The sequence below is a fragment of the Nocardia sp. NPDC049149 genome (assembly GCF_043197455.1).
Lineage (GTDB): Bacteria > Actinomycetota > Actinomycetes > Mycobacteriales > Mycobacteriaceae > Nocardia.
This window is the reverse complement of record NZ_JBICTD010000002.1, coordinates 498044-509708: the sequence shown is the minus strand read 5'-3', so window position 1 is coordinate 509708 and position 11665 is coordinate 498044. Positions and strand designations below refer to the sequence as shown.

The 11665-nt window shown below is 68.5% G+C and carries 10 protein-coding genes; 7 read left to right on the top strand and 3 right to left on the bottom strand.

From position 1 onward, the window contains the following. The first annotated feature begins 165 nt into the window (after positions 1 to 165). The 4 genes from ACGFNJ_RS08035 to ACGFNJ_RS08020 are packed head-to-tail and all read left to right on the top strand — an operon-like array spanning position 166 to position 6429. Positions 166 to 4320: an amino acid adenylation domain-containing protein gene (locus tag ACGFNJ_RS08035; protein WP_393444753.1), complete on the top strand. Its 4155-nt coding sequence runs from the start codon at positions 166 to 168 to the stop codon at positions 4318 to 4320. After that, positions 4305 to 5027, top strand: a complete 723-nt coding sequence (locus ACGFNJ_RS08030; protein ID WP_393444750.1) for a DUF6875 domain-containing protein — start codon at positions 4305 to 4307, stop codon at positions 5025 to 5027. Before ACGFNJ_RS08035 ends, ACGFNJ_RS08030 begins: the two co-directional genes overlap by 16 nt. A gap of 40 nt (positions 5028 to 5067) precedes the next feature. Then, a complete protein-coding gene (locus ACGFNJ_RS08025; RefSeq protein ID WP_393444748.1) occupies positions 5068 to 6045 on the top strand; it encodes an alpha/beta hydrolase in 978 nt (325 codons plus the stop codon). 45 nt (positions 6046 to 6090) lie between these two features. Further along, positions 6091 to 6429, top strand: a complete 339-nt coding sequence (locus tag ACGFNJ_RS08020) for a TfoX/Sxy family protein (RefSeq protein WP_393444745.1) — start codon at positions 6091 to 6093, stop codon at positions 6427 to 6429. A 21-nt stretch (positions 6430 to 6450) separates the two neighbouring features. Here ACGFNJ_RS08020 and ACGFNJ_RS08015 read toward each other — a convergent pair whose 3' ends face one another. Continuing rightward, positions 6451 to 8154 (bottom strand): metallophosphoesterase, encoded by a 1704-nt coding sequence (locus ACGFNJ_RS08015; protein WP_393444742.1) that lies wholly within the window; start codon positions 8152 to 8154, stop codon positions 6451 to 6453. A 189-nt stretch (positions 8155 to 8343) separates the two neighbouring features. Here ACGFNJ_RS08015 and ACGFNJ_RS08010 point away from each other — a divergent pair, with 189 nt between their 5' ends. The 3 genes from ACGFNJ_RS08010 to ACGFNJ_RS08000 all read left to right on the top strand — a co-directional run bounded on the left by ACGFNJ_RS08010 (position 8344) and on the right by ACGFNJ_RS08000 (position 10224). After that, entirely contained in the window at positions 8344 to 8790 is a 447-nt protein-coding gene (locus ACGFNJ_RS08010) for a cupin domain-containing protein (protein WP_393444740.1), read from the top strand. Between the two features lie 16 nt (positions 8791 to 8806). After that, positions 8807 to 9661 carry an aminoglycoside 6-adenylyltransferase gene (locus ACGFNJ_RS08005; RefSeq protein WP_393444737.1) on the top strand — a complete coding sequence of 285 codons (855 nt, stop codon included), beginning with the start codon at positions 8807 to 8809 and terminating at the stop codon, positions 9659 to 9661. 110 nt (positions 9662 to 9771) lie between these two features. Next, positions 9772 to 10224, top strand: a complete 453-nt coding sequence (locus ACGFNJ_RS08000) for a VOC family protein (RefSeq protein ID WP_393444734.1) — start codon at positions 9772 to 9774, stop codon at positions 10222 to 10224. 178 nt (positions 10225 to 10402) lie between these two features. Here the strand turns inward: ACGFNJ_RS08000 and mtnC are convergent, their stop codons facing one another. Further along, positions 10403 to 11092: an acireductone synthase gene (gene mtnC / locus ACGFNJ_RS07995; protein WP_393444731.1), complete on the bottom strand. Its 690-nt coding sequence runs from the start codon at positions 11090 to 11092 to the stop codon at positions 10403 to 10405. Beyond that, positions 11089 to 11664 carry an acireductone dioxygenase gene (locus ACGFNJ_RS07990; protein WP_393444728.1) on the bottom strand — a complete coding sequence of 192 codons (576 nt, stop codon included), beginning with the start codon at positions 11662 to 11664 and terminating at the stop codon, positions 11089 to 11091. The genes mtnC and ACGFNJ_RS07990 overlap by 4 nt, the downstream gene beginning before the upstream one ends. Position 11665: the final 1 nt, after the last annotated feature.

The following is an 11665-nucleotide window of genomic DNA, read 5'->3' as shown; positions in this document are numbered from 1 at the left end:
AAAATGGTCGATTTCACACCGGGGTTGGGCTTGCCTGGCGGTGGTCTCCGCCGATACGAGCGGCCGCACGCGCCGATCATGCTGGAATAACGGCTGGTCGAGGCGTGGATGCCGTAAGTTTGCTCGAGGACGAATCAGCGGTGGCTTTCCGAATTCGAGGGAGGCGTGTTGACCGGAGCCGACGCCGCAGTGCCGGGGACGCATCCCCTGTCGACGGCGCAGCTGCGCTGGTGGGTGGCGCAGCAGTTGCAGCCTGCGGTGCCGATCACGGTGGCGATGTACCTGGATCTGGTCGGGCCGCTCGACACCGGGTTGATGTCGCGCTCCGCCCGGTGCGCGGCGCGTGAGCTGGAGTCGCCGCTGGTGCGTTTTCGGGTGGTCGACGGGTGTCCGCGCCAGTATGTCGATGCCGCAGCGGAACTGCCGATCCACTTCGCCGATCTGACCGGGGAGCCGGACCCGATCGCCGCGTCGTTGGCGCGGATGGAACGCGACTACGGGTCGCCGTTGGATCCGCGTACCGATCAGCTCACGGTGGCGACAGTGTTCCAGGTCGCGCCGGATCGGCATCTGCTCTATCTGCGCAGTCATCACATCGTGCTCGACGGCATGGGCGCGGCGGCGTTGTTGCGCCGCACGGGGGAGCTGTACCGGTCCGAAGTTGCTGCGGTGCAGGGGATTGATGGTGCAGGCAGTCGTTCATCGCCGGGGGAGCGATTGCTGGTCGATCGTGGTTCCCGGCGGACGGGCGGGCAGAACGCACGCGTGCTGGCACGCTCGGCCCCTGTCCTCGGCAACGAATCATCGCGGGCGTCAGCGGGTTCGGTCAGCACCATCACCGACGACAGCGCGATGGTGAACAGCGTTGCAGTAAAACGTGGTTCGGTCAGCCGGGTGCTCTCGGTGCCGGAGCTGCTCGAAGACGAACGCAATTACCAGGATTCGGCCCGTGCCGCGGTCGATCGTGACTACTGGCGCGACCAACTCGCCACGTTCGAGGAGCCGGTCGCGCTGGCCGGTCGGCCGGTCGCACCGGAACCGCGACCGCACCGGGTGACCGCAACGCTGGACGCCGCGACGGCGGAGCTGCTCGCAGGCGCCCGCACCAGGCACGGCGCGACCTTCCCCGAGCTGGCGGTGGCGGCCTTCGCCTGCTACCTGGCCAGGATGACGGGTAGTGCCGAGGTCACCCTGACCCTGCCGGTCACCGCGCGGCCGACCGCTGCGCTGCGCCGGTCGGCCGGGTCGATGTCGAATGTGGTGCCGCTGCGGCTGACCGGTCTCGACACCGGCACCGTCGGTGCGGCCATCGCGCAGGTGCGCTCGGCGGTGATCGGCGCGCTGCGGCATCAGCGCTACCGGTCCGAGGACATGCAGCGCGATCGCGGCCAACAGCACGTGGTGCGTGGCGGATTCGGGCCGGTGGTCAACGTGCTCGGGTTCACCGAGCCGTTCCGGCTCGGTGCGCTGACCGGGCAGGTGCGGCTGCTTTCGCTCGGTCCGGTGGAGGACCTGCTGGTGAACGGCTACCAGGCGGGCCCGGACGAGCGGTCGATCAGCATCGACTTCCACGCCAATCCGGCGCGCTATCGCGGCGACCTGGTCGCCTGGCATCACCGGATGTTCCTCGACTATCTCGGTGGCTTCCTCGCGGTCGAATCCGACTGTCCGATACCGGCTCTGCACCTCACACCGCCCGCTCCGGTGGTCGACGAGCCTGCGGGCCCCATCCGGGTGCTGCCCGACCTGCTCCGGTCCGGACTGCGCCCCGACGCGGTCGCGGTCCGCGACGGCCACCGCACCATGACGTATCGCGAGCTGGACGCGGCATCGTCGCGGTGGGCCCGTGAACTGATGGCAGGTGGTGCGCGGCCCGGCGAATTCGTCGTTGTCGCGGTGCCGCGGTCGGTGGAGTCGGTGCTCGCCCTGTGGGCGGTCGCGAAGACGGGGGCCTGCTTCGCGCCGGTCGATCCGGCCGATCCGGCCGAGCGGATCGCGACGGTGATCGCGGATACCGCGGCACGGCAAGGACTTACGGTCACCGCGGTCCGTGACGCCCTACCCTGCGGCACCACCTGGCTCGCACTCGACGACGCGCGGGTCCGTGCGGAGGCCGAGCGCCGAGCGAGCACTGCGATCGATGACGAGGAGCGGCCGCGCGCGCTGCGGCCGGGGCACGCCGCGTATCTGATCTACACCTCGGGCACCACCGGCGTCCCGAAGGGCGTGCTCGTCACGCATCGCGGACTCGGGTCACTGACCGACTACATCACCGAACACTATGGGGTAGGCCAGGATTCGGTCGTCTTGCATGCGCACGCACCGTCGTTCGACGCGCACCTGCTCGAGCTGCTCGCCTGCTTCGCGGCGGGCGCCTGCCTGGTCGTCGAACCGCCGTCGGTGGTCGCGGGCGGCGCGCTGGCGCGGCTCATCGCGGACAGCGGCAGCACCCATTTCCTCACCACGCCTGCGGTGCTCGCGACACTGTCGCCCGCGGAGGTGCCCGCGCTCCGGGTGGTCGTCGTCGGCGGGGAGGCCTGCCCCGCGGAGCTGGTGCGGGCGTGGGCACCGCACCTGCGACTGTTCAACGGGTACGGGCCGACCGAAACCACCGTGATGGCAACACAAACCGCGGCGATGGTGTCCGGTGAGCCGGTCACCATCGGTGCCGCGTTGCCAGGAGTGCGTGCGGTGGTGTTCGATTCGCGCCTGACGCGGATCCCGCCCGGTGCCAGGGGTGAGCTCTACCTCGGCGGGCTCGGTGTGGCCGACGGCTATCTGCGGAATCCGGTCGGCACCGCCGTGCGGTTCATCGCCGACCCGTTCGGCATCGGCCGGCGGTTGTATCGCACCGGCGATCTGGTCAGCGCGAGTCCGGACGGTGCGTTCGAATTCCTCGGCCGCGCCGACGATCAGGTCGAGCTGCGCGGACGGCGGATCGAACCGGCCGAGATCGAGTCGGCACTGCGTGCGGGGCCGGAAGTCGAGCACGCGGTGGTCACCGTCGCCGATCAGGGACGGCCGGAGGCCAGGTTGGTCGGCTATGTGGTTGCGGCGCGGGGTGTTCGGTTCGAGCCCGCAGCGACGCTGCGCCGCCTGCGCACCGTCCTCCCTGCGGCGTTGGTGCCTGCGGCGCTGATCGAGCTGGACCGATTGCCGGTGTCCGGCAACGGGAAAGTCGACCGTGCCGCGCTGCCGCCGCCGGTGGCGCCGCGGCGCTCCTACCGTGCGCCGACGACCCCGATAGAGCAGTCGGTTGCCGAGTGCTTCGAGAAGGCAACCGGGCGAACCACTGTCGGCCTGGACGATGACTTCTTCGAGCTCGGCGGGAATTCCCTGCTCGGCGTGACGGTCTCGGGCGAGTTGGCCGCCGCGACCGACGTTCCGGTGACGGTGCGCTGGCTCTACACGGCGCCGACAGTCGAGGCGCTGGCCGATCGCATCGCCGGATACGACGGCGCGGAGACCACCGATGACGCGCTTGGGGTACTGCTCACGTTGCGCGCCAAGGGAACTCGCCCACCGCTGTTCTGCGTTCATTCCGCGGTGCCGCTGGCCTGGTGCTATGCGGGGTTGGCCAGGTACGTCACCGACCGCCCGGTCTACGGCCTGCAGGCGCCGTCGCTGACCGGCGCCGTCGATGCGATCGGCACCATCGACGAACTCGCCGACAGCTACGTGGACGCGATGGTCCGTGTGCAGCCCGAGGGGCCGTATCACCTGCTCGGCTGGTCGCTCGGCGGACAGATCGCGCACGCGATAGCGGTGCGGCTGCGGGCCCACGGTGCTGCCGTCGCCGCGCTGACCATGCTGGACAGCGTGGTCATCCCCGAGGATGCGGCCCCGCCGCCGGTGCCGAGGATGCGAGACCTGTTGACCCACTTGCTCGGTGACGAACCGGACGACGCCGACGCGGCTCCCGAGGTGACCGCCGCCGAGGCCGCCGCCGAACTGGCCACTGCCGGTGCGTCATTCGGCACCGGGCTCTCGATCGTGCAACTCGAGCGGCTGCACCGCGGCTACGTCGACGGGGTCGCGCTCTCGCACGGCTACCGCCCCGGCGTCTTCGACGGTGACCTGCTGTACTTTTCGGCGACCCGCGGCGTCACCGAACTGCTCGGCGCCGACATCTGGCGGCCGTTCATCACCGGCGATCTCATCGAACATCAGGTGGTGGCGACGCACGCCCAGCTCACCAATGCCGCTGTAGTCGAGGTGATCGGCCCGATTCTGGCCAGGCATCTCGAACGGATCGCCGTCGGCGCAGAGCGTGCGGTGTGCGCGGAGGTGCCGCGCGGGCCTGCGTGGAGCGAGCCCTGAGCGGCTCAGGGATGCGCACCCACGTCGGCGCGCGCACCGGCTTCGAGTGGGGCAATATCTACGACGACCCGGAGGCGTGGGTGCGGCGAAATCCGGACGCCGCCACGCTGATTCACTACTTCGGTGACCAGCTGGTGCGACCCGATCCGCAGCTGGGTCGCGACGGACCGGTGTGTCCCTTCGTCCGCCGTGCGATTTCGCGGCACACCCTGTGGGTCGCCGTGGTGCCTGGCGACGACATCACCGTCGACACCATGACGGCGGCGGTGGACGACGCCTTCGAGCTCCACCGCACCATGTCCACGGGCCAGGATGCCCGAATCGTGGCGGCAGTCACCGTCTTTCCCGGCCTCACCCGCTACGAGCGGGTCGACACCGCACACCTGAACCGCAAGTCGGCCGTCGTCGCGCAGGGACGTATGCTCGGCCAGTTCTATCCGGGCTGCGGCATCTCCGGCTTGTGGAACAAGGACTTTCGTCCCCTGGACGCCCCGCTGCCGATGCTGGTGATCCGCCCGATGACGACCACCGACTTCCCCTTCCTGGTCGAGCGCGCGGAGTGGCTCTACGCCTATCTGACGCAGGTCGCGCCCGATCTGCCGGTGCGGCTGCGCTGGCTGATTGCTGAGCGACTGCAACTGGCCGACGTGCCCGGCGATGCCATTACCGACCTGCGCATTCATTCGGTGGGCGAACACGCCCGATGAATGCGGGGCGCCGCCGTGGCCCTGATAGATACTCGATTCCATGCGGCGGCTGAAGCGATGCCTGGTCCCTGTTCTCGCGGTGGTCGCCGCGCTCGTTCCGGCCCCGACGGCCGCCGCGGACCCCGAGTCCCGCATCCTCGATGTGCGGCCGCTCGGCGGGCGGCAGCTGGAGGTCGTCGTGCACTCGGCGGCGATGAACAAGCCCATCACCCTGTGGATGTCGCATCCCGGCGCCGGTGCGCCGACGCTGTATCTGCTCAACGCGGTCGACGGCGGCGAGGACGGCGGGCCGTGGCCGCGCCGCACCGATGTCGCGGAGTTCTTCGCGGACAAGCACGTCAACGTGATCGTCCCGATGGGCGGGCGGGCAAGCTACTACACCGACTGGCTGCACGACGACGCCGCACTCGGCCGCAACCAGTGGACGACGTTCCTGACCAGGGAGCTGCCGCCGCTGCTCGCGGACAGGTTCGCCAGCACCGGACGCAATGCTGTTGCGGGACTGTCGATGTCGGCGACCTCCGCGTTGAACCTGGCGATCGGCGCGCCCGGCCTGTACCAGGCGGTCGGCGCCTTCAGCGGCTGCCCGCGCACCAGTGACGCGGTCGCTCAGGCGATGGTCACCTCGCAGCTGGCCGTGTTCGGTGCGAATGTGGCGAACATGTGGGGCGCGCCGGACAACCCGGCCTGGATCGAACACGACCCGATGGTGCAGGCGGAGCGCCTGCGTGGGCTAGCGCTCTACGTGTCGGCGGGCACTGGCGCCCCCGGTGAACACGACGACATCAGCGACCCCGGCGTCGACGGCAACCCCGCGCGGCTGGTCGACCGGGTGGTGGTCGGCGGCGCCATGGAGACGTTTGTCAGCGGCTGCACCCGGCCGTTCATCGATCGCCTGCGCGCGCTCGGCATCCCGGTGACCGCGAACCTGCGCCCGGCAGGCACCCACGCCTGGACCTACTGGCAGGACGACGTGCACAATTCCTGGCCGGTGTTCGCAGGCGCGATCGGGGCGTGAGCGCGTTCGGCTGAATGTGTCGGTGTCTGGGACGACAATGCCGCTATGGCATATGACGAGGAACTGGCCGATCGCATTCGGCTGATGATCACCCCGGGCCCCGAGTTGAGCGAGCGGAAGATGTTCGGCGGCCTCGCCTTCCTGATCAACGGCAACATGGCGGTCGCGGCGAGCAGGAACGGCGGCATGCTGGTCCGGGTCGATCCGAAGGAGAACAGCAAGCTGCTCGAGCTCGATGTGGTGGAGCCGATGGTGATGGGCGGCAAGGAGATGGTCGGCTGGCTGTATCTCGCGGCCGACGCGGCCGACGACGACACGGTGCTGCGGGAGTGGATCGAGCGCGGGGTCGGGTACGCCAGGTCACTGCCGCCGAAGCGGAAGTAACCGGCGACATTCGAGCTTCGCTCAGGCGCGGACCTGACGGCGATAGGTGACCCGGTCGAATTCCCGGCCGTACTCGTCGACCGCGATCACGTCCATTTCGCTGGCGAAGATTCCGGGGCGGACATCGACGCGCAGGAACGAATAGTTGCGGAACCGCACCCGCGACCACGGCGCGGCCTCGCCCTGCTTGCCGCCGCCGGACTCCCACACATAGCTGTTGGGCACCGTGGTGTCCGGAAGTTCGTTGCCGCGGTACGACTCCCGCGATCCGGGCTGGAAATCGTAGCGCGGGCGACCGCCGCCGCCGACGGTGTAGTAGACGGTGCCGTCGGTCTCCGGGTAGACGATCGAGTTGTCGCCCGCGACCTTTGTTGCGGCATTGCCGCGGATCGGGTCGGTGCGCTCGAACACGTGATTGTGCCCCTGCAACACCAGATCCACCTGGTAGCGGTCGAACAGCGCCACCCACGCGTCGCGCACCCCGCCATCGCTGGCGTGCGCCTCGGTCGTGGAGTAGGCGCAGTGGTGGAAGAAGCAGACCAGGAAGTCGATGTTCGGGTTCGTGCGGTAGGCGGCAAGCGTGCGTTCCACCCAACTTGTTTGGGCGCCACCGGAATACCCGGTGTTGGCGCCGATCTCATACGAGACGTCGTTGGCATCCAGCGACAGCACCGCGACATTGCCGTAGGTGAACGAATATGCCGACGGACAGCCGGTCGGCCCGTTGCCGGGAAAGTCGAGCCGCGCCACGTGCCCGCCGTAGCCCTGCGCCCCGTAGGTCGCCTCCATGTCGTGGTTGCCCGTCGCGAACATCCACGGCGTCTCGGCGGCGCTCGCCTCGATCGCGCCGAAGTAGACATCCCAGACGTACGGGTTGTATTTGTCGAAGCCGCTCGTGAGTTTGCCCTCGTGCGAGACAAATTGGGCAGGCTTGCCCGCGCCGGACGGATCCGCGTAGGCGATGTCGCCGGCCAGGACGTGGAAATCCGGCTTGGCCGCGGCGATCTGGCGCAGCACGTTGGTGGCGTGCGGTGCGTTCGGATCGTTGTCCGCTTTGTAGTACTTGTCGTCGTAGTCTCCGGGCACCAGACCCGCTGGCAGCCGCGGTGTTTCATCGGTGCCCTGATCGCCCATCATGGTGAACCGGAACGGTACGACCGCGGGCCGCGCGGTCGGCATCGCGGTGGACGCGGATCGGATATCGCCGGTGAATCCGTCGGCGGTGCGCCAGCGGTAGAAGTGCGGCATCCGTCCCGGCAGTCCGTCCACCGGCGCGTGCGCGTAGAACTGTTCGGCCGCGAGCACACCGCCGTCGCTGCTCGGCAGTTGCGTGAGCAGGTTTCGTACCTCGGCCTCCACTGTCGCGCCGAGTGCAGGTGTCGGACCATGGTCGAGAAAGACCTTCGTGCCCGCGGGCTGCCTGGACAATTGGGCCGCGAACCGCAGCTGACTCGTCGCGTCCTGGCCGAACCCGACATGCCGCCCGCCGACCGCGAGCTGCGCGTCCTGCGCGTATGCCCGGCGCCCGAACGGCGACGTGCCCACCGCGGCGACGGCCGCGGCCGCCGCAGCCCCACGCAGAATGTTGCGTCGGGACACCGGGTGCCTGCGCAGATAGTTTCGATGCCAGTCATGCTGCTCGGCCATCGTCATCTCGGCCGAGAGTGCACTGGGAATTCCGGTATCCGGTACATCGCCTGCGGGGTTCAGCGGATTCGACGCCATACCGACCGATGCTGGTCCTGCGCGGTCACCCCTGCAACTCGACACCTGCGGCCGTATGCGAACAAGAGATGAACTCTCGTGAAGCACGGCTAATCGATCCGGGCAATTACGGCAAAACTGCCGAATTGGACCTGACCTGGGTGAACCCAACTCTTCCCCAGACGCCGCATCGGTGGATAGGCTCCCGCGATGACGCCCTTCACCCGCGGATCCGCCGTGGCGCTCCTGCTCGGCGCCGCGCTCTTCGGCACCGCTACTGCCAACGCCACCCCTGGCACCGGCATCACCGCGGTCACTCTCGCTCAGGCGCAAATACCCGCCGACCTCATCCCGTTCGTCGCAGGCACCGACTACGTGGTCCGCGAAATCACCATCGCCCCAGGCGGTTCCACCGGCTGGCACACCCACGACGGCCCGGTCTTCGGCATCATCCGCGCAGGCACCCTCACCCACCCCGGCCCCGACTGCGCGGCTCCCGTCTACCGCACCGGCGACTTCATCTACGAACCCGAAGGCGCCTGGAACGTCCACATCGGCCGCAACCTCGGCCCCGACCCCCTCATCCTCGACGTCGTCTACGCCCCACCCACCGGCAAACCCCTCTTCAACGACGCCCCCGCCCCACCCTGCGCCTGACCGGCAGGATGGGGGGATGAGTCTTTTGCCGACTGGGGTTGCCGGGGACGAGTTGTTGGTGGGGCGGGTGGTGGAGTGGGCTCGGGGGCAGGCGGACGTGGCTGTGGTGTTGCGGACGGGGTCGCGGGCGCGGGGGGACGGCGCGGTGGATGCGCTGTCGGATCATGACATCGAGGTGTATACGACTGAGCCCGAGAAGTATTCGGGGGACGGTGCGTGGGTGCGGGTGTTCGGGACGGTGGGGGTGCGCATCGAATTGGAAGGGCCGTATGACAATCCGGCGCATCTGGTGTTTTTCGAGGGTGGGGTGAAGGCGGATTTTCAGGTGCTGCCTGTCGATCTGCTGGCGGAGATGATCGACGACGGGCTCGACGAGCTGCATGAGCGTGGATATCAGGTGCTGTTCGAACGCGACGGTGCGGCCGCTGGGCTGCCTGCGGCGAGCGGGGCAGGCCCGGTCGGCGAGCTGCCGGACCAGGAGGAATTCGGGGCGCTGTGCGCGGAGTTCTGGTTCGAGATCGCGCATCTGCCACGGTATTTGGCGCGGGGTGACCTGTGGGTCGTCAAGTCTCGGGCCTGGGAGACCAAGGAGTTCCTGCGCACGATGATCGAATGGCATGCGCAGGCCCGCTTCGGCGTCGACCACGACGTGTGGCACGGGGGCACGAAGATGCGGGACTGGGCGGCGCCCGGAGTGTGGCCGCGTGTCGAGCAGATGTTCGCGATCGGTGATCCGTTGCGGCAAGCGCAGGCGACGGCCGATCTGTTCGGGGAACTGGCCAGGGAAGTCGCGGCGGCGCTCGGGGTCGACTATCCGTACGAGGCGGAGCAGGCCATCCGGCCCTCTCTCGAGCAGCTGCCTGCCAGGTGATCCTGGCCTGCCAGAAAAATTTCTCGAGAAAGTGTGCGAGATACGTCGTGCGGGCGGTGCCGGCTCCGACCAGAGGGTGACAGCAAGTCACCGATCCCAAGGAGCACATCATGTCCGTCAACACTTTCTTCTGGTTCGACAGCGCGGCCGAGGAAGCCGCCACCTTCTACGCCTCGGTGGTGCCGAATTCGCGGGTCGTCGACGTCGCTCGGCAGTCGGACGGCTCGGCGTTCATCGTGTCGATCGAACTCGACGGGCAGGCGGTGACGTTGATGAACGGCGGACCGGGCCATCCGCTCAGCGATGCGGCCTCGTTGCAGGTGGTCGTCGAGACGCAGGACGAGGTGGATCGGTTGTGGGACGCGCTGACCGAGGGCGGTGCGCCCGGGCCTTGCGGCTGGCTGACTGATCGCTACGGCTTGTCCTGGCAGGTCGTTCCGACCGCTTTGCTGACGTTGATGGGCGGCGCGGACCCAGCCAAGACCATCGCCGTCGGCACCGCCCTGCAGAGCATGTCCAAGCTCGACATCAAGACCCTGCAAGACGCCTACGACAACGCGTGAAGCCTGCGGCCGCTGGATCCGCACCCCTTCTGCGGATCCGCACCCACTCTGGGCTGCTAGAACCAGTGCGAATCCACAGAAGGGGTGCGGATCCAAGGGCAACCGGTTGGTAGCAGCGGGAATTGGACGTTTTTGATCTTTGAACCTCCGCCCGACCGTCTGAGTGCGTGGCGTTGAGCTAACCGTGTGCCGGGTGGATGTCGGCGAATGTGTCCACCCAACGGTGCGGTGGGCGTGGGGGATTGGGCTCGCCGGGGCGCGCGAGCCCGATGGCGTGCCAGCCCGCCGCGACGGCCGCGTCGAGTTCGTCCGGATGGTCGGACAGGAACAGGATGCGTTCGGCGGGTGTGCCGATCGCACCCGCGATCTTCTCGTACGACGCCTGCTCGCGTTTGCCGCCTGCGGTGGTCAGATCGAAGTAGCCACTGATCAGCGAGGCCAGTTCGCCGTCGCGTGCGAAGGTGAACCAATCCTGTTGATTGCGAACGGATCCCGACGAGTACACATACAGCGCAAGCCCGTCCGCATGCCAGGCCCGCAGTGCGGCAGGCACATCGGCGAAGAACTCGCCGTGCAGCGCCCCGTTGCGGAAGCCCTCGGCGCAGATCAGTCCTTGCGCCGCCTTGAGCGGCTCGGCCTTGACATCGGAGTCGAGCCAGCCACGCAGAATGGTCGCGACCTCATCGGTGTCGGCCCTCGGCCGCGCCGCCAGTTCCCTGGTCGTTGCGAGAATGGAAACCGCCGCACCCGTGCGGTTCTCGGCCAGCCAGGCCGGAAGACGTGCGCGGGTATAGCCGTACAGATCCTCGCGCACCGAACTGGTTGGGCTGGTTGTCCCTTCGATGTCGACGACCACCGCCGCGATCATGAGGCGGTGAGCAGCTCGTCGAGCGTCGGGAACGCTTCGCTGATCCGGTCGCCGGTGAAGTCGCCGACCCAGCCGTCCTCCTCCTCGAAGAAGCGGATGGCGATGAAGTCGGGCCTGGTTCCCATGTCGAACCAGTGCAGCGTGCCCGCGGGCACCGAGAGCAGGTCACCGCCCTCGCAGACGACGGCCAGCACTTCGTGCCCGAGGTGCAGGTAGAAGCAGCCGCGGCCGGCCGCGAAGAAGCGGACCTCGTCCTCGGCGTGCCGGTGTTCGTTGAGGAACTTGGCCCTGGCGCCCGCGGCGACCTCCGGCCATTCCGGGTTGGTGTCGTCCGGGTGGATGCGCGCGATGTCGATGTGCTTGTAGCGCCCGGACGCGTTCAGCTCGGCGACGTTGTCGGCGTACTGCGCGAGCAGCGTGTCCGAGTCGACCGCCGCGGCGTCGTCCACCACCGGCCAGCGGCCGAAAGTGATGCCGTGCTCGGCCAATTCGGCGCTGATCACCGCGTCGTCGGTGGTCCGCACCCGCACGTCTGCCGCGTTGTCGGCGGCCATCACCTGGAGCAGGGTCATG